Source organism: Azotobacter salinestris (genome assembly GCF_009363155.1).
Taxonomy (GTDB): Bacteria; Pseudomonadota; Gammaproteobacteria; order Pseudomonadales; family Pseudomonadaceae; genus Azotobacter; species Azotobacter salinestris.
In genome coordinates this window covers 1,602,728-1,624,659 of the sequence record NZ_CP045302.1, presented here as the reverse complement: position 1 = coordinate 1,624,659, position 21,932 = coordinate 1,602,728, and the positions used below count along the sequence as shown (strand labels likewise).

Below are 21,932 nucleotides of genomic sequence, written 5' to 3'. Positions count from 1 at the left end.
AGCGCATGGCCGAAACCAAAGGCCGTGCCCCGCCATTGCCGAGCATGTCAATACACAACGATCAGGCCATCCGACTTCGTGCCGAAGTCCCCTTCGAGCTGGGCGGTCAGCGCCTCGACCAGGTCGCCGCACAGCTCTTTGCCGAACATTCCCGCTCGCGCCTGGCCGCCTGGATCAAGGACGGGCGTCTGACCGTCGATGGTGCCGTGCTGCGCCCCCGTGACATCGTGCATGGCGGCGCCCTGCTCGAGCTGGATGCCGAGCAGCAGGCGCAGGGCGAGTGGATCGCCCAGGCCATCGAGCTGGATATCGTCCACGAGGACGAACAGATCCTGGTGCTGAACAAGCCGGCCGGGCTGGTCGTGCATCCGGCTGCCGGACATGCCGACGGTACCTTGCTCAATGCGCTGCTGCATCATGTGCCGGGGCTCGTCAACGTGCCGCGTGCGGGCATCGTCCACCGCCTCGACAAGGACACTACCGGCCTGATGGTGGTAGCCAAGACCCTGCAGGCGCAGACCCGACTGGTCGAGCAGTTGCAGAAGCGCAGTGTCAGCCGCATCTACGAGGCCATCGTGGTCGGCGTGATCACCGCCGGCGGTACCATCGACGCGCCCATCGGCCGGCATGGCCAGCAGCGCCAGCGCATGGCGGTAGTCGAGGGCGGCAAGCCTGCGGTCAGCCACTATCGCGTGCTCGAGCGTTTTCGCGCACACACCCATGCCCGCATCAAGCTGGAGACCGGGCGAACCCACCAGATTCGCGTGCACATGGCGCACGTCGGCTATCCGCTGGTGGGCGACCCTGTCTATGGCGGGCGCTTCCGCATTCCACCGGCGGCCAGTCCGACCCTGGTGCAGGCGCTCCGGGAGTTTCCGCGCCAGGCTCTGCACGCCCGCTTTCTCGAACTGGATCATCCGGCCAGCGGCGAGCGCTTGAAGTGGGAGGCATCGTTGCCGGACGATTTCGTCTGGCTGCTGACGCTGCTGCGTCAGGACAACGAGGCCTTCGTCTGATGGATGCCCGGCTGGTGCCTGACTGGCCCGCACCAGCACGGGTGCGCGCCTGTGTGACGACTCGCGAGGGAGGCGTCAGCGCCGCGCCCTTCGATAGCTTCAATCTCGGCGACCATGTCGGGGACGCGCCGGAGAGCGTGACCGAGAATCGCCGGCGCCTGCAGTCTGGCCTTGGCTGCGATCCGGCCTGGCTGCGGCAGGTGCATGGGGTGATGGTGGTGCCGGCCGATCCGGCGCTGGCGCCCGAGGCCGATGCCAGCTGGACGGATCGCTCCGGTATTGCCTGTGCCATTCTCACTGCCGACTGCCTGCCGGTATTGTTCTGCGACCGCGCCGGTACGCGCGTGGCGGCAGCCCATGCCGGTTGGCGCGGGCTGGCCGGCGGGGTGCTGGAGGCGACCCTGGACGCCCTGGCTGTGGCACCGGAAAATCTGCTGGTCTGGCTCGGCCCGGCCATCGGCCCGGCGGCTTTCGAGGTCGGTCCCGAGGTGCGCGAGGCCTTTCTCGAGCGCCATCCGCAGGCCGCTTCAGCCTTCGTGGCAAGCCGCAACCCGGGGCGCTTCATGGCCGACCTCTATCAGTTGGCGCGCATCCGCCTGGCCGCCCGCGGCGTCGAGGCTGTCTATGGCGGCGGCCTCTGTACCTTCCAGGATGCGCGTTTCTACTCCTATCGCCGCGCTCCGCGTACAGGTCGCTTCGCCAGTCTGGTGTGGCTGGCCGCTCCCTGATCGGCTTCTCTCGCGGCCGGACAGACTCCAGTGTCGATTTTCCGACCCATCGGCTTGGCTTGCTGACGCGGATCAATCCCGCGGCCTTGAATCCCCGCCAATCATCCTTATCTATGCTTCAACTCGGCAGGCCCTTCAGTGCGCCAGCCCGCTCCTTCAGGAAGGATGACCCCATGCGAATCGACCGATTGACCAGCAAACTGCAACTTGCCTTGTCCGATGCCCAGTCCGTGGCGGTCGGCCTCGACCACGCCGCCATCGAGCCGCTACACCTGATGCAGGCGCTGCTCGATCAGCAGGGAGGCTCGATCAAGCCGCTCCTGATGCAGGTCGGCTTCGATATCAACAGCCTGCGCCAGGCGCTGACCAAGGCCCTGGATCAGCTGCCCAAGCTGCAGAACCCCACCGGGGACATGAATCTGTCCCAGGATCTGGCGCGTCTGCTCAACCAGGCGGATCGCCTGGCCCAGCAGAAGGGCGACCAGTTCATCTCCAGCGAACTGGTGCTGCTCGCCGCGCTGGACGGCAATACTCGCTTGGGCAAGCTGCTGCTCGAGCAGGGCGTGTCGAAGAAGGCCATCGAGAACGCCATCAACAACCTGCGTGGCGGCCAGACGGTCAACGATCCGAACGCCGAGGAGTCCCGCCAGGCCTTGGACAAGTACTGCGTCGACATGACCGCGCGGGCCGAGGAGGGCAAGCTCGATCCGGTGATCGGACGCGACGACGAGATCCGCCGCACCATCCAGGTGCTGCAGCGGCGCACCAAGAACAATCCGGTGCTGATCGGCGAGCCGGGTGTGGGCAAGACTGCCATCGTCGAGGGCCTGGCCCAGCGCATCGTCAACGGCGAGGTGCCGGACGGACTCAAGGACAAGCGCCTGCTGGCGCTGGATATGGGCTCGCTGATCGCCGGCGCCAAGTTCCGCGGCGAGTTCGAGGAGCGTCTGAAGGCGGTGCTCAACGAGCTGTCCAAGCAGGAGGGGCGCGTCATCCTGTTCATCGACGAGCTGCACACCATGGTCGGCGCCGGCAAGGCCGAGGGGGCCATGGACGCCGGCAACATGCTCAAGCCCGCGCTGGCGCGCGGCGAACTGCATTGCGTTGGCGCCACCACCCTCGACGAGTACCGCCAGTACATCGAAAAGGATGCTGCGCTGGAGCGTCGCTTCCAGAAGGTGCTGGTGGACGAGCCGAGCGAGGAGGACACCATCGCGATCCTGCGCGGCTTGAAGGAGCGCTACGAGGTGCACCATGGCGTGACCATCACCGACGGCGCCATCATCGCCGCGGCCAAGCTTTCGCACCGCTATATCACCGACCGCCAACTGCCGGACAAGGCCATCGACCTGATCGACGAGGCGGCCAGCCGCATTCGCATGGAGATCGACTCCAAGCCCGAGGAGCTTGACCGCCTGGATCGCCGGCTGATCCAGCTGAAGATCGAGCGCGAGGCGTTGAAGAAGGAAACCGACGAGGCGACCAGGAAGCGTTTGGCCAAGCTGGAAGAGGACATCGCCAAACTCGAGCGCGAGTACGCCGACCTCGAGGAGGTCTGGAAGTCGGAGAAGGCCGAAGTGCAGGGCTCGGCGCAGATCCAGCAGCAGCTGGAGCAGGCCAAGCTGGATCTGGAGGCGGCGCGGCGCAAGGGCGACCTGAATCGCATGGCCGAGCTGCAGTACGGCCTGATTCCCGAGTTGGAGCGCAAGCTGGCTGCCGCCGACAGTGCTCAGCCGCGGGAGAACCAGCTGTTGCGCAACCGCGTCACCGACGAGGAGATCGCCGAGGTGGTGTCCAAGTGGACCGGCATCCCGGTGGCCAAGATGCTCGAAGGCGAGCGCGAGAAGCTGCTGAAGATGGAGGGGCTGCTGCATCAGCGGGTGATCGGTCAGGACGAGGCAGTGACTGCCGTGGCCAATGCGGTGCGGCGCTCCCGTGCCGGGCTCGCCGACCCGAACCGGCCGAGCGGCTCCTTCCTCTTCCTCGGTCCGACCGGGGTCGGCAAGACCGAGCTGTGCAAGGCGCTGGCCGAGTTCCTTTTCGATACCGAGGAGGCGCTGGTGCGCATCGATATGTCCGAATTCATGGAGAAGCACTCGGTAGCCCGGTTGATCGGCGCCCCTCCGGGATATGTCGGCTATGAGGAGGGCGGCTACCTGACCGAGGCGGTGCGTCGCAAGCCCTACTCCGTGGTGCTGATGGACGAGGTGGAAAAGGCTCACCCCGACGTGTTCAATATTCTCCTGCAGGTGCTGGAGGACGGCCGTCTGACCGATAGCCACGGGCGCACCGTGGACTTCAAGAATACCGTGGTGGTGATGACCTCCAACCTCGGCTCGGCACAGATCCAGGAGCTGGCGGGCGATCGCGAGGCGCAGCGTGCGGCGGTGATGGATGCGGTGAGCCACCACTTCCGGCCGGAGTTCATCAACCGCATCGACGAAGTGGTGGTCTTCGACCCGCTGGCCCGCGAACAGATCGCCGGCATCGCCGAGATCCAGTTGAAGCGCCTGCGCCAGCGTCTGGCCGAGCGCGAGCTGAGCCTTGAACTCTCCGAAGAGGCTTTGGACAAGCTGATCGCCGTCGGTTACGACCCGGTCTACGGGGCACGGCCTCTGAAGCGGGCGATCCAGCGCTGGATCGAGAACCCGCTGGCGCAGCAGATCCTCGCAGGCCAGTTTTCTCCTGGTGCGAAGATCTCCGCCAGGGTGGAGGACGACGAGATCGTCTTCGGCTGATGCCGTTCCTCGACCCTCTTCCCCGTTGGGGGAGAGGGTGAAAATAAGTGATTGCTATAAAAAGCATTTTCAAGGGTTGACAGAGGCGCCTGGAACCGTAAAATGCGCGCCACTGCAACGGACACGGTGTCTTTCGATCCGCTGCAGATAGAAGTGATGAAAGTTCCGCGATAGCTCAGTCGGTAGAGCAAATGACTGTTAATCATTGGGTCCCTGGTTCGAGTCCAGGTCGCGGAGCCAGCTTTCAGACGGGGTATAGCGCAGTCCGGTAGCGCGCCTGCTTTGGGAGCAGGATGTCGGGAGTTCGAATCTCTCTACCCCGACCATCTCTTCACGTGTTTGGGTCGTTAGCTCAGTCGGTAGAGCAGTTGGCTTTTAACCAATTGGTCGTAGGTTCGAATCCTACACGACCCACCATCCCTTCCTGTGGACGGTTGAAATCGTCCTGTCTCGAGCTTGACAAGCTCGAATCTATTCCGCCTAATCGGTTTTCCTGTTTTTTCCTGTTTTTTCCTGTTTTTTCCTGTTTTTTCCTGTTTTTTCCTGTTTTTTCCTGTTTTTTCCTGTCTTGCTGGCTTCAGAGCGCAATCGGTCTGTGGCGGGCCTTCGCACGCTTGCATATCGCACTCTCGAAAGTCGTCTTCGTGCGCCGGTAGCAATGTCCCGTTGCTTGCGTCTTCGCGGCGATGAGAGGAGCCCCTGCGAGCGGCCGGCGCTCGAGGGGCGAAGGAAGGGAGATCAGTGGAGCTTGAGGCGGGGTTCGGTGCTGCTGCGGAAGCGGTCGCCCAGCATCATCATCAGGGTGCGGAAGGTTCCGTACAGCGCGATCTGGTGCATCCGGTACAACGAGATGTAGAACTTGCGGGCCAGCCAGCCTTCCAGGGTCACGTCGCCGGTCAGGTTGCCCATCAGGTTGCCGATCGCCGAGAAGCTCGAGAGGGAGATCAGTGAGCCGTGGTCGCTGTAGCGGTACTCCAGCAGGGGCTTGTCTTCCTGCAGCTTGCGATGGATCGACTTGGCCAGCAGCGAGGCCTGCTGGTGGGCGGCCTGCGCACGCGGCGGAACGGTGCGGTCGGTGCCCGGCTGCGGGCAGGATGCGCAATCGCCGAAGGCGAAGATGTCGTCGTCGAGGGTGGTCTGCAGGGTCGGGCGTACCAGCAGTTGGTTGATGCGGTTGGTTTCCAGGCCGTCCAGCTCCTTGAGGAAGGCGGGGGCGCGAACGCCGGCTGCCCAGACCATGAGATCGGCGGAAATGAACTGGTCATCCTTTGTCTTCAGGCCTTCTGCGGTGACTTCGCTGACGGCGGTGCTGGTGTGTACGCGAACGCCGAGGCTTTCCAGGGTGGCATGTGCCGAGCGGCTGATGCGTTCGGGCAGGGCGGCCAGCACGCGCGGGCTGGACTCGATCAGCGTGATGCTGAGGTTTTCCGGCGGAATGCGCTCCAGGCCGTAGGCGACCAGCTGCTCGGAGGCGTGGCGCAGTTCGGCGGCCAGCTCGACGCCGGTGGCCCCGGCGCCGACGATGGCGACATTCACCTGATGGTCGCTGGCATCGCTGGCATGGGCGCGCAGGTAGTGGCTGAGCAGCAGGCGGCGGAAGCGCTCGGCCTGGTCGCGGCTTTCCAGGAAGATGCAGTTCTCGGCGGCGCCGGGCGTGCCGAAGTCGTTGGTGGTGCTGCCGACGGAGATGATCAGGGTGTCGTAGCTCAGTTCGCGTTCGGGCAGCGGAGCGCGGTCTTCCAGGGCCGGTTGGGCCGCCAGGCGGATGCGCTTGTTGGCCCGGTCCAGTCCGCACATGCGGCCGTACTGGAACTCGAAGTTGTTCCACTTGGCCTGGGCCACGTAGTTCAGCTCGTCGCCGGTCGAGTTCAGCGAGCCGGCGGCGACTTCATGCAGCAGCGGCTTCCACAGGTGGGTCATGTTGGCATCGACCAGGGTGATCTTTGCCTGAAAGTTCCTGCCCATGGTCTTGCCGAGGCGAGTGGCAAGTTCCAGACCGCCGGCGCCGCCGCCTACGATTACGATACGATGAGTCATAGCTAGGGCCTCACAAGGTTGAAATGAAAAGGTTGAAAAAGCGGGGCGGGAGCGTCGGGGCGAGCGCGAGGCAGCTCAGAGCACCAGACGTCCTAGAACGCGACTCAGCAGGCCCAGACAGACGACCACGGTCAGCACGATCAGTGCGAGGCGCCAGGGGCGGAACGGCTGGCGTTCCACTTGATGCTGCGGGGCGCTCAGGTACTCATTGACGCGTTGCTGATCGTCGGGGTTCAGGCGGCTTGCCATGCAGGACTCGCATTCTGCAAAAATCGTTCGCCGAGCGATCCGGCTACCCGGAAAGCCCTTGCTTTGTTGATGTGAATCATAACTCCTTGTGCCGCTCGGCTGGCAAGATGTCTTTTGGCTAAAATTTCAATGTGGCGGAAGTTCGCACTCTAAAATGACGCCAAGCTCAGGGGGCGCCTCAAGACCCAGCTTTACAGGCGGCGTATCCGGATGGGCCCATTCGTCTGGTCGGACCGCTGTCTGCCGCAAGCCTCCTTCCGCTGGCAGGGCCGTGTCCAGGTTTGGCTTTGCTGCCCGCTCTCCGGAGTTTCCCCATGTCCGTTCGCCCCATCACCCCCGTCGATCATCCGGCTTTGCTGGCGCTGTGGCGTCGCACGCCGGGCCTGCAGCTCCGCGCCGAAGATGACTTCGAGCCTTTCTGCAACTATCTGGCGCGCAATCCCGGGCTGAGCCAACTGGTCGAACTCGATGGTCGGATCGTCGCTTCGCTGCTGGTCGGCCATGATGGGCGGCGCGGTTATCTGCAACATCTGGTGGTCGACGAACCCTACCGCGGCCGCGGCTTTGCCCGGGCGCTGCTGGGCAAGGCGCAGGCCAAGCTCGCACAGCTGGGAATCGACAAATCCCATGTGTTCGTCCTGCGGGACGCTCCGCAGGCTCAAGCCTTCTGGGAAGCCCAGGCCAGTTGGGAGGGCCGCAGCGATATTCAGGTCTATTCCACTCGGAGGAGCGGCGAGTGAGAGTCTTCGCTGGCATCGTGCTTGCCCTGGCGTCTTTCTGGGCACAGGCGCTCGAAGTGGGCGAACGGCTCGCGCCCTGGACCTTGCTGGATCAGCATGAGCGGGCCTACAGCCTGAGCGAGGAAACCCGCATCCTGCTGGTCGCGCGCAGCATGGATGGCGCCCGGCTGGTCGAGGCGGCCCTCAAGACAAGGCCGCAGGGATATCTGGAGGCGCGTCGGGCGGCGTTCGTCGCCGACATCAGCCGCATGCCCTCGCTGATTGCCCGCCTGTTCGCCATTCCGGCGATGCGCGACTATCCCTATCGTGTGCTGCTCGACCGCGATGCCCGGGTCGCCTCCCGTTATCCGGGCGATCCGGCCAAGGTACTGTGGCTCGATCTGGAGCAGGGAAAACTGCGCGCCATGCATGAGTTCGGCGATGCCGGAGCCTTGGTCTCTGCTCTCGAGCGGGTGGCGCCGTGATTGCCGCCGATCTGCTGGCCCCCGGTACCCAGTCGATCGGCGCGGGCCTCTATCTGGGGCTCATGCTCTATGCCGTCTGGCGTGCGCCCTGGCTGGAGCTGTTCAGCGACAGCCGGCGTCAGCATCTGCTGTTCGGTACCGTTTTGGCGTTGTTTCTGCTCTGGCTCGTGCGGCGCGATTTCGTTTCCGGGCTCTCCTTTCACTTCATCGGCATGACGGCGGTGACCCTGCTGCTCGACTGGCCGCTGGCAATGCTGGCCGGACTGGCTGCGCAACTCGGGCTTCTGGCGCTGGGGCGGCAGGATCTGACGGCGCTGGGCATCAACGGCCTGCTGCTGGTGGCCATTCCCGTATCGATCACCGAAGGCTGTGCCCTGCTGGTCGAGCGTGCGCAGCCGCGCAACCTGTTCGTCTACATCTTCTGCTCGGGCTTCTTCCCGGCTGCGCTGAGCGCCCTGGCCTGCCTGCTGGCCGGGTTCGCCGTCCTGTGGCTGGATGGGCGGTACGAAATGCCGCCGTGGCTGCTGGACTACCTCGGCTACCTGTGGCTGGTGATGTTTCCCGAGGCATTCATCAATGGTGCAGTGATCAGCGGGTTGGTGGTGTACTACCCGGAGTGGCTGGAAACCTTCAACCGCAGTCGTTATCTGCAGGCGCCCTGGAAGGATGACGAGCCGCGCTGACCGCTTGCATGTCGGATAGCCGATGCGAACGGTCGGCACCTCGATCGGGGCTCGATGGTCGGTACTCTTCTGCGAGCGTTTCTGGCGAGGGAAATCAATGGCCGCGTGGTGGCAGTTCTTCGGAGAACAGGTCGTCCTCCACGCTGTCACCGGGGATCGCGTGCTCCTCGGCCGCCCATGCGCCCAGGTCGATCAGCTTGCAGCGTTCGCTGCAGAATGGCCGGTGCGGGCTTTGCGGGCCCCATTCGACCGGCGCCCGGCAGGTCGGACAGGCGACCGTCAAGGGTTGCTTCATGGCTGGCCTCCGCGCAGGGTCAGGTAGAACCGATGCAGGCGTTCGACCTCGCTGTACAGCCAGGGCAGGTCGCGGTCGTTCACCAGCACGTCATCGGCATGGCGCAGGCGTTCTTCACGGCTGGCCTGGGCCTTGATGATCGCCTCGACCTGTTTCCGGTCGGCCTGGTCGCGCTGCATGGCGCGCTCGAGCTGCAGGGATTCGGGCACATCGATGACCAGGATGCGCTGGGTCATCTTGTGCTGGTCGGTTTCCACCAGCAATGGTGAAACCAGAATGGCATAGGGCGAGCTGGCGCGCTCGAGATGGCTGCAGATTTCCTGACGAATCAGCGGATGCAGCAGCTTTTCCAGCCAGCGACGCTCCTCGGCGTTCTGGAACACCCGGGCACGTAGCGCGGCCCGAGCCAGGTGTCCGTCGGGCAGAAGAACTTCTGCGCCGAAATGCTCGGCGATCTTCGCCAGCGCCGGGCGGTCGGGCTCGACCACCCAGCGTGCTGCCTCGTCAGCGTCCACCAGATGCACGCCGAGCGTTCTGAAATGCTGGGCGGCGGCGCTCTTGCCGCTGCCGATACCGCCCGTCAGACCAAGAATCCAAGGTTTCATGACTGCCCTCAACGCTGAAGTGCCGTGTAGATACCGGTTTGCCTGTGGATATGCAATGGTTTGCGGGCAATGGGGCTCCTTGCGTAGGGGGATGCAACCCGCCGCCGATGGCAAGGGGCCGATCCGCAACGGCGGGCTGTGCCCGCCCTACAAGCCGGCGAACTGCAGGTAGGAGCCGGTGATGCGCTCGCCCCAGAGCAGGGCGATCCAGCCGGCGAGGGCGAGGAAGGGGCCGAAGGGGATCGGCGTGCCGCTTTCGGCCCTGCGCAGACGCAGGATGAGGATCCCCAGCACGGCGCCGACCAGCGAGGAGAGCAGGATGGTGAGCGGCAGGATCTGCCAGCCGCCCCAGGCGCCGAGCATCGCCAGCAGCTTGAAGTCGCCGTAGCCCATGCCCTCCTTGCCGGTGAGCAGCTTGAACAGCCAGTACACCGACCACAGGCTGAGGTAGCCGGCCACCGCGCCCCAGAGGGCATCCTCGAGGAAGACGAACAATCCGAAACTGTTGAGGATCAGACCCAGCCATAGCAGTGGCAGCACCAGCGAGTCCGGTAGCAGTTGATGGTCGTAGTCGATCAGGCTCATGGCCAGCAGGCCCCAGCCGAGCAGCAGCATGGCACCGGCCTGCCAGCCGAAGCCGTAATGCCAGGCAACGTGGGCCGAAAGCAGTCCGCAGGCCAGCTCCACTAGGGGATAGCGCACGCTGATCGGCGTCTTGCAGGCCGAACAGCGGCCTCCCAGGAATAGCCAGCCGAGCAGCGGGATATTCTCCCAGGGCCTGATTTCGTGCCCGCAGCCTGGGCAGTGGGAGTGGGGCAGCAGCAGGTTGAAGGGCTGGCCCGGCTCCTCGCCGGGCAGCTCCAGCACTTCCCGCGCCTGCGCCTGCCAATCGTGCAGCATCATCTTGGGCAGGCGATGGATGACCACGTTGAGAAAGCTGCCGACCACCAGGCCCAGCAGCCCCGCACAGAAAACGAAGGCCGGTCCGGGACCGGCCAGAAGATCGTGAATGGACATGTTCAGACCACGGCACCCAGCTGGAAGATCGGCAGGTACATGGCGATGATCAGGCCACCGACCAGCACGCCGAGCACCGCCATGATCATCGGTTCCATCAGGCTGGTCAGGCTGTCCACCATGTTGTCCACCTCGGCCTCATAGAAGCTCGCCACCTTGTCGAGCATCTCGTCCAGCGCACCGGATTCCTCGCCGATGGCGGTCATCTGGATCGCCATGGTGGGGAAGGTACCGGTGGTGCGCATGGAAAAGTTCAGCTGCATGCCGGTGGTGACGTCGGCCTTGACCTTTTCGGTAGCGCTGCGAAATACCACGTTTCCGGTAGCGCCAGCCACTGAATCGAGCGCATCGACCAGCGGCACGCCGGCGGCGAAGGTGGTGGACAGGGTGCGGGCAAAGCGGGCCACCGCCGACTTGTAGAGGATCTCGCCGACGATCGGCAGCTTCAGCAAGGTGCGGTCCGTCCAGTTGCGAAATTTTTCCGAGCGCTGATGGGCCTGCTTCAGAGTGAAGGCAACGACGAATATTCCCAGCAGGGCATAGAACCAGTATTCCTGCATGATCTCGGACAGGCTGATGACCATTCGAGTAAAAGCTGGCAGTTCGGCGCCGAAATTGGCGAATACCGATTCGAATTGCGGCACTACCTTGATCAGCAAAATTGCCGAGACGATGACCGCCACCACGATCACCGCGATGGGATAGGTCATCGCCTTCTTGATCTTGGCCTTCAGCGCCTCGGTCTTCTCCTTGTAGGTGGCGACCCGGTCCAGCAGGTTCTCCAGGGCACCGGACTGTTCGCCGGACTCCACCAGGTTGCAGTAGAGGTCATCGAAATAGAGTGGCTTTTTGCGCAATGCAGTGGCAAAGCTGTTGCCAGCCGCCACCTCCTGCTTCACCTCGTCCACCAGCTTGCGCATGTTCGGGTTGTCGAAGCCCTCGGAGATGATGTCGAAGGCCTGCAGCAGCGGCACGCCTGCCTTCATCATGGTGGCCATCTGCCTAGTGAACAGGGCGATGTCCATCGGCTTGATCTTCTTGCCGGCGCCGAACAGCGAAGCGGCTTTCTTGCGTACCTTGGTCGGGTTGATGCCCTGCTTGCGCAGTTGTGCCTTGACCAGCGCTGGATTCTGCCCGCTCAACTCGCCCTTGACCTTGGTGCCGCGCCGGTCGGTGCCTTCCCAGATGAAGAGACTGGTTTTCAACGCTTTTTCCGCCATGGTTAATCCTTGGTGACGCGGTTGACTTCTTCCAGGCTGGTGACGCCCTGCATGGCTTTCAGCAGGGCCGATGTGCGCAGGTCGTTGAAGCCATCGGCGCGCATCTGCCGGGCGATTTCGATGGAGTTGCCGTCCTCCATGATAATGCGCTGCAGGGCAGGGGTGATTTTAACCACTTCATAAATGCCGACCCGGCCCTTGTAGCCGCCGTTGCAGTTCTCGCAGCCGACCGGGGCGTACAGCTTGAAGGCGCCGATGCGCGCTTCCGGGAAGCCTTCGGCGAGCAGGGTTTCGCGGGGGATGTCCACTGCCTTCTTGCAGGCGCACAGCTTGCGTGCCAGGCGCTGGGCGATGATCAGGTTCACCGAGGTGGCGATGTTGAAGGAGGGTACCCCCATGTTGCGCAGGCGAGTCAGGGTTTCCGCAGCACTGTTGGTGTGCAGGGTGGACATCACCATGTGCCCGGTCTGCGCGGCCTTGATGGCGATCTCGGCGGTTTCCAGGTCGCGGATCTCGCCGACCATTATGATGTCCGGGTCCTGGCGCAGGAAGGCGCGCAGCGCCTGGGAGAAGTCCATGCCCTGGCGCGGATTGACGTTGACCTGGTTGATGCCCTCCAGGTTGATCTCCACCGGGTCTTCCGCGGTGGAGATATTCACCTCCGGGGTGTTGAGAATGTTCAGGCCGGTGTACAGGGACACCGTCTTGCCCGAGCCGGTCGGACCGGTCACCAGAATCATGCCCTGCGGCTGGTTCAGCGCCGCCAGGTAGAGCTCCTTCTGCACCTCTTCGTAGCCGAGGGCATCGATGCCCATCTGCGCGCTGGAGGGGTCGAGAATCCGCATCACGGTCTTCTCGCCCCACAGGGTCGGCAGGGTGTTGACCCGAAAGTCGATGGCCTTGGTCTTCGACAGCTTCATCTTGATCCGGCCATCCTGCGGCTTGCGCCGCTCGGAGATGTCCAGCCCGGCCATCACCTTCAGCCGCGCGGCGATCTTCGGGGCCAGCTGGACCGGCGGTCGGGCCACCTCGTGGAGGATGCCGTCGGTACGGAAGCGCACCCGGTAGCTTTTTTCGTAGGGCTCGAAATGCAGGTCCGAGGAGCCGCGACGAATAGCATCCAGCAGCATCTTGTTGATGAAGCGCACCACCGGCGCATCCTCGGAGTCGCCGGCCGGATTGATTTCATCGTCCTGCTGATCGCCCGCCTCGACATCGAGCCCATCCAGATCGGCATCGGCGAGATTATCCAGGCCGGTACCGGCGCCCTCGAAGTATTTCTCGATGGCCTCGCCCAGCCGGTCGTCCTCGACCAGGATGGCCTCGGTGTTCAGTCCGGTGCCGAAGCGGATCTCGCGTATCGCCTCGTGGTTGGTCGGGTCGGAGATCGCCACGAACAGCCGATTGCCGCGCCGCCACAGCGGCAGGACGCGATGCTGGCGAATCAGCTTCTCGCTGACCAGTTCCCGGGGCTGGCTCTCCCTGTCCAGCGTTTTGAGGTCGAACAGGGCGATGCCGAACTGTTCCGCGGCCAGCTCTGCCAGCGATCGGCTCTTGGCCAGCTTGTTCTGCACCAGCCAGGTGATCAGGGAGGTCTGGTTGCGCTGCGCCTGCTGCTGGGCCTGCTGGGCGGTCTTCTCGTCGATCAGCCCGGCCAGCACCATCTGCCGTGCCAGGCCGGGGAGGGAAATATCGTTGGTCATCGGATGGATAACTCTCTATGCAATAGGGAGGCGGGGTGCTGCTAGAGCATTCCACCAGTCCTTCCTCCTTGCCTCTTGGGGAAAAGGCTGAAGTGGGGGCTTTTTCAAAAGAGAAAGGAAAGGTTTTGACCAGTGCAGGCGTTTTGCCATGAGCTCGGTGGTCCGCCTTATAACCCAGTTGCCAGGCTCTGCCAAACCCTGAAAAGTGGGTGACAAAAAGTGTCAGGAACTGGCGGTTTGCGGTTAGGATTTTGCAGCGAATGATCATTCGAAATATTGGACTGCTCTGGAAGTCCGGGCACTTTGCCGCACGGGTATATCGGCTTTTGTGATGCAGTCCCTATCTCGAGAAGTTGTCGGAAAGTTGCTCGTGTAGACGACCAATATGGCGCTGGGCCAGTAGTAATGGGGGGTTCAGCCGGTTATTTGGGGCGAGAAAGGGGGCTGAAAACGGATTTTCCCCAGAATTCGCCGCGAGAGGCTGGCATATCGCCTGCACTGTCTCTGGCAGGCCCGAAACAAAGCCTGACCACTTCAAGGAGATGTTTGATGAAAGCTCAACTGCAGAAAGGTTTTACCCTTATTGAACTGATGATCGTCGTGGCGATCATCGGCATTCTGGCCGCTGTCGCCCTGCCGGCCTATCAGGACTACACCATCCGTGCCCGTGTGACCGAAGGTGTAGGTTTGGCTTCCAGTGCCAAGCAACTGATCGGTGAGAGCGCTACCACTGCAGCTGAGTTGGCTGCCACTGCTACCTCCTTCAATGCACAAGCGGGTGATGCTGGTGCTACTAGTAAGTATGTGACCTCCGTACAGATTGACGGCACTACTGGCGAAATCACTGTGACCTTCAACGAAGCTAACGTAGGCAACATCCCGGCTGCTTCCACCTTGGTCTACACCCCCTACGTGATGGGCGCTGCCGGTACCGCGACTCAACTGGCTGCCAGCTTTACTGGTGGTGTGACTGGCTCCATCGACTGGGGCTGCGCTTCCGCTGCCAACGCCGTTTCCGACGGGCGTGGTCTGACAGCTCTGACTCTAGGCAGCCTGCCGTCCCAGTTCGCTCCGAGCGAGTGCCGCTAAGCCATGGGGGGCGGGTGAAGCCTGCGCGGTTGTCGCCCCTTTACTTCCGCTGAAAAAGAATGCCCCGCCCCGTGCGGGGCGTTTGCGTTCTGCAGTCTGCTCTTTGTTTTTACCTAAGTTCGAATGTCTGGAGTTCCATCTGGAATGATTCTGTCGAAACCGATCAGTCGCTGGAGTGCCTTTGCGCTTCATCTGGCCGCCAGTTTGGCCATCCTTGCCCTGCTAGCATCCATCGCCCTGTTCTGGCTCTTTCCCGGCGGGCTGTTCCAGGCCGCCGGCGGCTGGGCGGGGCTGAAAATCGTCGTCGCGGTCGACCTGGTGCTCGGCCCCTGCCTGACCCTGATCGTGTTCAACCTGCGCAAGCCCCGGTCGGAACTGGTCCGCGACCTGTCGTTGATCGCCCTCATGCAGGTGCTCGCATTGGGTGCAGGTGTCTGGCAAGTGCTCAAGGCTCGGCCACTGGCCTTGGTGCAGGTGTTCGATACCTTCTATGCGTTCAACCGCGAGGATTTCCGACAGCTGAATGTCGCGGAGGATGAACTGGATCGACTGTCGGGTTGGGCGCCAAAGTATTTCTACGTCGAGGTTCCGGAGAATAGTGAGAAGTTTCTGGTCCAGCACACCAAGGCTTTGCTCAACGGCGAGAAACCACTCCAGCAGCGCATAGACCTGTACCGCGAGCTGACGACCGACCGACAGGCCTTGGAGAGGATCCTCCATGGCGCCGTCTGGGAGGCAGAGGGCGGTTGCTTCCGGGTGGATATCGAGTCTTCCTACCGGAGCGGTTCGATCTGCTTCGACCCGCAGACGCAGCGGATGTCGGACTTCGTGCCGGAGCATTCGTAGCAAGGCAGCCAATGCCTTGGCAGCCGTTTAGTTTATCCGTGTAGGAGCCAGCTTGCTGGCGATCAGCGGTCTACCCAAGAGCATCGCCAGCAAGCTGGCTCCTACGCGGCAGGGGAGGCGTTCCGCCTCACAACTGAAGCCGCATCGACAGATCCACCGCCTTGATGTCCTTGGTCAGGGTGCCGAGGGAGATGTAGTCGACGCCGGTTTCGGCGATGCGGCGCAGGTTGTCGCCGTTGATGCCGCCGGAGGCTTCCAGCTTGGCGCGGCCGGCGGTGAGGCGCACGGCGGTGTACATGTCCTCGAGGCTGAGCTCGTCGAGCATGACGATGTCGGCGCCGGCGCTCAGGGCTTGCTCGAGTTCCTGCAGGTCCTCGACCTCGACTTCCACCGGCTTGCCGGGCGCGATGCGCCGGGCTGCGGCAACTGCCTCGGCGATGCCGCCGCAGGCGGCGATGTGGTTTTCCTTAATCAGGAAGGCGTCGAACAGGCCGATGCGGTGGTTGTGACAGCCGCCGCAGGTGACGGCGTATTTCTGCGCCAGGCGCAGACCGGGGAGGGTCTTGCGGGTGTCCAGCAGGCGCACCGGGGTGCCTTCGACCAAGTCGGCGTAGCGGCGGCAGCGGGTGGCCACGGCGGAGAGGGTCTGGAGGAAGTTCAGGGCGCTGCGCTCGCCGCTGAGCAGGGCGCGGGCCGGGCCTTCCAGGCTGAACAGCAGCTTGTCGGCATCGACCCGCTCGCCATCGGCGACCTCCCAGTGCACGGCGACACGCGGGTCGATCTGGCGGAACACCTCGTCGACCCAGGCGCTGCCGGCGATCACCGCCGGCTCGCGGGTGATGACGCGGGCGCGGGCCAGGCGTTCTTCGGGGATCAGCTGCGCAGTGATGTCGCCGCTGCCGATGTCCTCGGCCAGGGCGCGGCGGACGTTCGCCGCGATTTCGGCGCTCAGATCGGCAAGGATGAGGTCTGGCATGAAGGACTCCGGCAGGTGGGGTGCGTCGGATTATAGGGTGCATGCCGCTTCCCGTGCAGTCGGGATCTTGCCCGCCGGCCATGCCGCGGCGGGGCGTCGCTTGGCCCGGCGGCCCGGCTGCTCTAGAGTGTCGGCTGTTTTCAGGAGAGATGCATGCAGTTCGACCCCTCCAGCGGCTGGTGCCAAGGCATTCGCCATTGTCCGTCGCCGAATTTCAATGCCCGTCCCCAGGGTGAGATTTCCCTGCTGGTGATCCACAACATAAGCCTGCCGCCGGGCTGCTTCGGCACCGGCAAGGTGCAGCAGTTCTTCCGCAATTGCCTGCCGGCGGACGAGCATCCCTATTTCGCCTCCATCGCCGCGCTGCAGGTGTCGGCGCATTTCTTCATCGAGCGCGACGGTGCGGTCACCCAGTTCGTCTCCTGCCTGGACCGTGCCTGGCACGCCGGACAGTCGTGCTTCGAGGGGCGCGAGAACTGCAACGACTTTTCCCTCGGCATCGAACTGGAGGGCACCGACGAGCTGCCCTACAGCGACGCCCAGTACGCCAGCCTGACGACCCTCACCCGGCTGCTGCTGCAGGCCTATCCGGCGCTCGACGTCCGGCGCATCTGCGGCCATGCCGATATCGCCCCCCGGCGCAAGAGCGATCCGGGGCCGGCGTTCGACTGGGTGCGCTATCGCACCGCACTGTCCGATCTGGGAGATATGCAATGACGTTTCTGGTGCTTCTGCTGGCGCTGCTGGTGGAACGGTTCTCCCGCTGGCGCCTGCGTCTCCAGCAGGACATCTTCTGGCTGAAATTGCTGGATCGGATGGAGATGAATCCGGATCTGGCCGGCGCGCCGTATCGGGCCCTGTTCCGCCTGGTAGTCCTGCCGGCGCTGGTGGTGGGCGTGCTGCTGGCGCTGCTGTCGATCCCGCTCTACGGCTGGCTGGCGTTGCCGGTGCATATCTTCGTGCTGATCTACAGCCTGGGACGCGGCGACATCCTGAACGAGCTGCGGCCATTCCGCGAGGCCTGGCAGCGCGGCGACAGCGAGGCTGCCTGCCTGGCAGCCGAGCGCGATCTGGCGGTGGAGGCCGAGGAAAGCCTGTCGCTGCTGCGCCGGGTGCAGGGCTACCTGCTGTGGCAGGCCTATCAGAGCTTCTTCGCGGTGATCTTCTGGTACGCCCTGCTCGGTCCCGTGGCAGCGCTGGCCTATCGTCTGACGGCGCTGACCGGCGAGCACACGACCCTGCCGGCCCTGCGCGAGCGCTCGGTGCGTCTGCGTCACCTGTTCGACTGGCTGCCGGCGCGCGCCCTGGCTTTGAGTTTCGCTTTGGTCGGCAATTTCGCCGCGGTATGCCGCGTGCTGCTGCGCTACCTGTCGAGTCGCGAGACCCCGGCGGCGAAGCTGGTGATCGAGGCCGGACGCGCGGCCAACGAGGGCCAGGAGGAGGGGCTGGCCGGCGAGGCGGGGCTGGTCACCCTGGACGAGCTGTGGCAGCTCCTGGTGCGCGCCGGAATGCTCTGGTACGTGGTGCTGGCGCTGGCGATCCTGTTCCTTTGAGGTCAGCGCCAACCGAACAGCTCGCAGGCGTTGCGCGTGCTGGCCTCGGCCAGGGCTTCCGGCTCGATGCCCATGATCGCGGCAAGGGCGGCGCAGATATCCGGCAGATGCTCGGGGCTGTTGCGCACGCCCGGGTGCATCGCCGGCGCCATGTCCGGGGCGTCGGTCTCCAGCACCACGGCCTCCAGCGGCAGCTCGGCGACGACCTTGCGCAGCCGGTTGGCCTGGGGCCAGGTCGGTGCGCCGCCGAGGCCGAGGCGAAAACCCATTTTCAGGTATTCCCGCGCCTCCTCCCGGCTGCCGCTGAAGGCATGGACGATGCCGGCGCGGGGCGGGCGCAGGCGCTTCAGAGCGGCGACGGTGGGCGCGTGGGCGCGCCGCACGTGCAGCAGGACCGGCAGCTCCAGCTCCGCCGCCAGCCGTAGCTGGGCCTCGAACAGGCTCTGCTGGCGCTGGCGGTCCAGCCCGTCGAGGTAGTAGTCGAGACCGAACTCGCCGACCGCGCAGAGCCGCTCGTCGTCGCGCAGACGGCGCAGCCAGGCGCCGAGCTCCTCCAGGTCGGAGGCACGATGCCGCTCCAGAAACACCGGATGAAGACCGAGGGCGACATGCAGGCCGGGCTCGCTGCCGGCCAGAGCCCAGATGCGCTCCCAGTTCTGCCGGTACACGCCAAGCAGGATCTGCCGCTCGACGCCCAGCGCCCGGCTACGGGCCAGCACGGCGGCACGATCGGCGTCGAAGTCGGGAAAGTCGAGGTGATTATGGGTGTCGATCAGTCTCACCGGCGGCGGACTCCTCGGGAAGCGGGCTTTTCCCAAGGATATCCCGTCGGTTTGCGTGCCGCTCAGGCCGAGCGCTGCAGGCTGTCCGCCTGCGGGCTGCCCAGCAGTGGCAGGCGTTCGCCACGGCCGATTGCAAAATAGTGCAGGCCGTAGCGGGCCAGCCGCTCCGGATCGAACAGGTTGCGCCCGTCGAAGATCACCGGGGCGGCCAGCTTGCGGGCGATCAGCGCAAAGTCGGGGGCCTTGAACTGTTGCCATTCGGTGCAGATCAGCAGGGCGTCGGCACCGCTCAGCACGGCCTCCGGGGTGCCCATCAACTGCAGCCGTTCGTCGTCGCCGTAGAGCCGCTGGGCCTCGTGCATGGCTTCCGGATCGTAGGCGCGCACCCGCGCACCGGCGGCCCACAGCGCCTCCATCAGGTCGCGGCTGGGCGCTTCGCGCATGTCGTCGGTGTTCGGCTTGAAGGCCAGACCCCAGAGGGCGAAGGTCCGTCCGTGCAGGTCGTCGCCGAAGTAGCGGCGCACCAGTTCGAACAGCTTGCCCTTCTGCCGCACGTTCACCGCCTCGACCGCCTGCAGCAGGTCGCTGGCGCAGCCCGCTTCGTCGGCGCTGTGGATCAGCGCCCGCAGGTCCTTGGGAAAGCACGAGCCGCCGTAGCCGCAGCCGGGGTAGATGAAGTGATAGCCGATGCGCGGGTCGGCGCCGATGCCCTGGCGCACCGCCTCGATGTCGGCGCCCAGATGCTCGGCCAGCTCGGCCATCTGGTTGATGAAGCTGATCTTGGTGGCGAGCATGCAGTTGGCCGCGTACTTGGTCAGCTCGGCGCTGCGCAGGTCCATGAACAGCATGCGGTCGTGGTTGCGGTTGAAGGGTTCGTAGAGTTCGCGCATGGTCTCGCGGGCGCTCGCCGAGGTGCTGCCGACGACGATGCGGTCCGGCTTGCGGCAGTCGGCCAGGGCCGAGCCCTCCTTGAGGAATTCCGGGTTGGAGACGATCTCGAAGTCCAGCCGCCGCCCGGCATCCTTCAGCACCTGGGCGATGCGCGCCTGCAGGCAGTCGCCGGTGCCGACCGGCACGGTGGACTTCTCGACGATCACCAGCGGCTCGCGGCGATGGCGGGCGATGGCGTCGCTGACCGCCAGCACGCCGGCGAGGTTGGCCGAGCCGTCCGTCTGCGAGTCGGTGCCGACGGCGATGAACAGCACCCGCCCATGCTCGACGGCGGCCCGCTCGTCGCTGGTGAAGCGCAGCCGCCCGGCCTCCAGGTTTTCCCGCACCAGCTCGGGCAGGCCCGGTTCATGGAGGCGCACCTGGCCGCGCTGCAACTGGGCGATCTTGACTGCGTCGATGTCCATGCAGAGCACGTCGTGGCCGACCTCCGCCATGACCGCGGCCTGCACCAGACCCACGTAACCGATACCGAAAACGCTGATTTTCAAGACGGCTTCCCCCGAGTGCGCAAGCGATAGGCCGATGCTGGAGGAGGGATGTGTCAGGGACTTTACGATCCCGTGGCAGATCGACGGGCCACTACGGATGATGGCCCGGCATCTCCGCTGCGCCGTCATGCTCCGGTCAACTGGCTGGCTTAAACCCGTACTTCCTCAACGTTCGTATGGGAAGACGCACATGAGCGATATCGATGCCAACCGCCGCCGCCTGCTGCAGGGCCTCGGCGCCAGCCTGCTGCTGCCGGGGATGGGCACCGCCCCGGTGCTGATCGCCGCCCCCGGCGCCCGGCCGCAGGTCACCGATGGCGTGCAGTCCGGCGACCTGCAGGGCGACCGCGCGGTGATCTGGAGCCGCTGCGACCGGGCGGCGCGGATGATCGTCGAGTGGGACACCCGCAGCCTGTTCAGTGCGCCGCGGCGGCTGGTGGGGGAGGTGACCGACGCCAGCCGCGACTTCACCGCGCGCATCGATCTGAGCGGCCTGCCGCCGGACCAGTCGATCTTCTACCGGGTGCGCTTCGAGGACGCCCGTGACGGCACCCTCGGCGAGCCCTGGTTCGGCCACCTGCGCAGCGCCCCGGCGCAGGCGCGGGACATTCGCTTCGTGTGGGGCGGCGACACCGCCGGGCAGGGCTTCGGCATCAACCCGGAAATCGGCGGCATGCGCATCTACGAGGCCATGCGCCGGCGCCAGCCGGATTTCTTCCTGCACAGCGGCGACTGCGTGTACGCCGACGGGCCGATCAGCGCGCAGATCCAGACCGCCGACGGCCAGCTGTGGAAGAACCTGGTCACCGAGGCCAAGAGCAAGGTGGCCGAGAGCCTCGACGAGTTCCGCGGCAACTACCGCTACAACCTGCTCGACGACAACCTGTGCCGCTTCAATGCCGAGGTGCCGCAGATCTGGCAGTGGGACGACCACGAGGTGACCAACAATTGGTCGCCCGGCAAGGAGCTGGACGACCGCTATCAGGTTCGCGACATCGGCCTGCTCGCCGCCCGTGGCCGCCAGGCCTTCCTCGAATACGCGCCGATGCGCGTGCTGCGCCCCGACGGCGCCGGGCGCATCTACCGCAAGCTCGGCTACGGCCCGCAGCTGGACGTGTTCGTGCTGGACATGCGCAGCTACCGCGACGCCAACAGCGACAACCTGCAGCCGCGTCAGGGGCCGGGCACCGCCTTCCTCGGCCATCCCCAGCTGAACTGGCTGAAGCGCGAGCTGCGCGCCTCGAAGGCGCTGTGGAAGGTGATCGCCGCGGACATGCCGATCGGCCTGCTCATCCCCGACGGCCAGGACGCCCAGGGCCAGCGGCGCTGGGAGGCGATCGCCAACGGCAACGACGGCCCGGCCCTCGGCCGCGAACTGGAGATCGCCGAGCTGCTGGCCTTCATCCGCCAGCAGGAGATCCGCAACACCGTCTGGCTGACCGCCGACGTGCACTACTGCGCGGCCCATCGCTACAGCCCCGAGCGGGCGGTCTTCCAGGACTTCGAGCCGTTCTGGGAATTCGTCGCCGGCCCGCTCAACGCCGGCAGCTTCGGTCCCAACCCGCTGGATCGCACCTTCGGTCCCGAGGTGGTGTTCCAGAAGGCGCCGCCGGTGGCCAACAGCTCGCCGCTGGCCGGCTACCAGTTCTTCGGCGAGGTGGAGATCGAGGCGCAGAGCGGCCTGCTGCGGGTCAGCCTGCGGGATATCGACGGCGTGGCGGTGTACAGCCAGGCGTTGCAGCCGGCGTGAGC

At 64.9% G+C, this 21,932-nt stretch carries 21 protein-coding genes and 3 tRNA genes; 14 read left to right on the top strand and 10 right to left on the bottom strand.

Features of this window, described 5'->3' with window-relative positions:
- Positions 1 to 44 precede the first annotated feature (44 nt).
- From rluD to GCU53_RS07650, 6 genes are all read left to right on the top strand, one after another.
- Positions 45 to 1,016 carry a 23S rRNA pseudouridine(1911/1915/1917) synthase RluD gene (rluD, locus tag GCU53_RS07675; RefSeq protein ID WP_152387098.1) on the top strand — a complete coding sequence of 324 codons (972 nt, stop codon included), beginning with the start codon at positions 45 to 47 and terminating at the stop codon, positions 1,014 to 1,016.
- Positions 1,016 to 1,744 (top strand): peptidoglycan editing factor PgeF, encoded by a 729-nt coding sequence (gene pgeF / locus GCU53_RS07670; protein ID WP_152387097.1) that lies wholly within the window; start codon positions 1,016 to 1,018, stop codon positions 1,742 to 1,744. The genes rluD and pgeF overlap by 1 nt, the downstream gene beginning before the upstream one ends.
- A 173-nt stretch (positions 1,745 to 1,917) precedes the next feature.
- A complete protein-coding gene (clpB, locus tag GCU53_RS07665) occupies positions 1,918 to 4,482 on the top strand; it encodes an ATP-dependent chaperone ClpB (protein ID WP_152387096.1) in 2,565 nt (854 codons plus the stop codon).
- Positions 4,483 to 4,646: 164 nt separating this feature from the next.
- A tRNA-Asn gene (locus GCU53_RS07660) sits at positions 4,647 to 4,722 on the top strand.
- A gap of 9 nt (positions 4,723 to 4,731) precedes the next feature.
- Positions 4,732 to 4,808, top strand: a tRNA-Pro gene (locus tag GCU53_RS07655).
- A gap of 15 nt (positions 4,809 to 4,823) precedes the next feature.
- Positions 4,824 to 4,899, top strand: a tRNA-Lys gene (locus GCU53_RS07650).
- Between the two features lie 321 nt (positions 4,900 to 5,220).
- Here GCU53_RS07650 and GCU53_RS07640 read toward each other — a convergent pair.
- Both GCU53_RS07640 and GCU53_RS07635 read right to left on the bottom strand, forming a co-directional pair.
- On the bottom strand, positions 5,221 to 6,519 hold the full coding sequence (locus GCU53_RS07640; RefSeq protein WP_152387094.1) for an NAD(P)/FAD-dependent oxidoreductase: 1,299 nt from the start codon (positions 6,517 to 6,519) through the stop codon (positions 5,221 to 5,223).
- A 75-nt stretch (positions 6,520 to 6,594) separates the two neighbouring features.
- A complete protein-coding gene (locus GCU53_RS07635; protein ID WP_152387093.1) occupies positions 6,595 to 6,768 on the bottom strand; it encodes a DUF3094 family protein in 174 nt (57 codons plus the stop codon).
- A gap of 314 nt (positions 6,769 to 7,082) precedes the next feature.
- Between GCU53_RS07635 and GCU53_RS07630 the strand changes: the two genes are divergently transcribed.
- The 3 genes from GCU53_RS07630 to GCU53_RS07620 are packed head-to-tail and all read left to right on the top strand — an operon-like array spanning position 7,083 to position 8,655.
- Positions 7,083 to 7,508 carry a GNAT family N-acetyltransferase gene (locus GCU53_RS07630; RefSeq protein ID WP_152387092.1) on the top strand — a complete coding sequence of 142 codons (426 nt, stop codon included), beginning with the start codon at positions 7,083 to 7,085 and terminating at the stop codon, positions 7,506 to 7,508.
- A complete protein-coding gene (locus GCU53_RS07625) occupies positions 7,505 to 7,972 on the top strand; it encodes an FAD/FMN-containing dehydrogenase (RefSeq protein ID WP_152387091.1) in 468 nt (155 codons plus the stop codon). Before GCU53_RS07630 ends, GCU53_RS07625 begins: the two co-directional genes overlap by 4 nt.
- A complete protein-coding gene (locus tag GCU53_RS07620; RefSeq protein WP_152387090.1) occupies positions 7,969 to 8,655 on the top strand; it encodes an energy-coupling factor ABC transporter permease in 687 nt (228 codons plus the stop codon). Before GCU53_RS07625 ends, GCU53_RS07620 begins: the two co-directional genes overlap by 4 nt.
- 94 nt (positions 8,656 to 8,749) lie before the next feature.
- Here GCU53_RS07620 and yacG read toward each other — a convergent pair whose 3' ends face one another.
- From yacG to pilB, 5 genes are all read right to left on the bottom strand, one after another.
- Positions 8,750 to 8,950, bottom strand: a complete 201-nt coding sequence (yacG, locus tag GCU53_RS07615; RefSeq protein ID WP_152387089.1) for a DNA gyrase inhibitor YacG — start codon at positions 8,948 to 8,950, stop codon at positions 8,750 to 8,752.
- Positions 8,947 to 9,555, bottom strand: coding sequence for a dephospho-CoA kinase (coaE, locus tag GCU53_RS07610; RefSeq protein ID WP_152387088.1), 609 nt, complete (start codon positions 9,553 to 9,555; stop codon positions 8,947 to 8,949). The genes yacG and coaE overlap by 4 nt, the downstream gene beginning before the upstream one ends.
- Before the next feature lie 147 nt (positions 9,556 to 9,702).
- Entirely contained in the window at positions 9,703 to 10,572 is an 870-nt protein-coding gene (locus GCU53_RS07605) for a prepilin peptidase (RefSeq protein ID WP_152387087.1), read from the bottom strand.
- 2 nt (positions 10,573 to 10,574) lie between these two features.
- On the bottom strand, positions 10,575 to 11,792 hold the full coding sequence (locus GCU53_RS07600) for a type II secretion system F family protein (protein WP_152387086.1): 1,218 nt from the start codon (positions 11,790 to 11,792) through the stop codon (positions 10,575 to 10,577).
- Between the two features lie 2 nt (positions 11,793 to 11,794).
- A complete protein-coding gene (gene pilB / locus GCU53_RS07595) occupies positions 11,795 to 13,495 on the bottom strand; it encodes a type IV-A pilus assembly ATPase PilB (protein WP_152387085.1) in 1,701 nt (566 codons plus the stop codon).
- Positions 13,496 to 14,044: 549 nt separating this feature from the next.
- Here pilB and GCU53_RS07590 point away from each other — a divergent pair.
- Together GCU53_RS07590 and GCU53_RS07585 are read left to right on the top strand one after the other, a co-directional pair.
- Positions 14,045 to 14,584, top strand: a complete 540-nt coding sequence (locus GCU53_RS07590; RefSeq protein ID WP_152387084.1) for a pilin — start codon at positions 14,045 to 14,047, stop codon at positions 14,582 to 14,584.
- 144 nt (positions 14,585 to 14,728) lie between these two features.
- A complete protein-coding gene (locus GCU53_RS07585; RefSeq protein ID WP_152387083.1) occupies positions 14,729 to 15,430 on the top strand; it encodes a hypothetical protein in 702 nt (233 codons plus the stop codon).
- Positions 15,431 to 15,557: 127 nt separating this feature from the next.
- On the opposite strand, the gene nadC is transcribed toward GCU53_RS07585, so the two are convergent.
- Positions 15,558 to 16,406: a carboxylating nicotinate-nucleotide diphosphorylase gene (gene nadC / locus GCU53_RS07580; RefSeq protein WP_152387082.1), complete on the bottom strand. Its 849-nt coding sequence runs from the start codon at positions 16,404 to 16,406 to the stop codon at positions 15,558 to 15,560.
- A gap of 153 nt (positions 16,407 to 16,559) precedes the next feature.
- Here nadC and ampD point away from each other — a divergent pair, with 153 nt between their 5' ends.
- Both ampD and ampE read left to right on the top strand, forming a co-directional pair.
- Complete coding sequence (ampD, locus tag GCU53_RS07575; protein WP_152387081.1) at positions 16,560 to 17,123, top strand: 1,6-anhydro-N-acetylmuramyl-L-alanine amidase AmpD; 564 nt, start codon at positions 16,560 to 16,562, stop codon at positions 17,121 to 17,123.
- Positions 17,120 to 17,959, top strand: coding sequence for a regulatory signaling modulator protein AmpE (gene ampE / locus GCU53_RS07570; RefSeq protein ID WP_152387080.1), 840 nt, complete (start codon positions 17,120 to 17,122; stop codon positions 17,957 to 17,959). Before ampD ends, ampE begins: the two co-directional genes overlap by 4 nt.
- Positions 17,960 to 17,961: 2 nt before the next feature.
- Here ampE and GCU53_RS07565 read toward each other — a convergent pair whose 3' ends face one another.
- On the bottom strand, positions 17,962 to 18,741 hold the full coding sequence (locus GCU53_RS07565; RefSeq protein ID WP_152387079.1) for a TatD family hydrolase: 780 nt from the start codon (positions 18,739 to 18,741) through the stop codon (positions 17,962 to 17,964).
- A 62-nt stretch (positions 18,742 to 18,803) separates the two neighbouring features.
- On the bottom strand, positions 18,804 to 20,180 hold the full coding sequence (locus GCU53_RS07560; protein WP_152387078.1) for a UDP-glucose dehydrogenase family protein: 1,377 nt from the start codon (positions 20,178 to 20,180) through the stop codon (positions 18,804 to 18,806).
- 190 nt (positions 20,181 to 20,370) lie between these two features.
- Between GCU53_RS07560 and GCU53_RS07555 the strand changes: the two genes are divergently transcribed.
- Positions 20,371 to 21,930 (top strand): alkaline phosphatase D family protein, encoded by a 1,560-nt coding sequence (locus GCU53_RS07555; RefSeq protein ID WP_152387077.1) that lies wholly within the window; start codon positions 20,371 to 20,373, stop codon positions 21,928 to 21,930.
- The last annotated feature ends 2 nt before the right edge of the window (positions 21,931 to 21,932 follow it).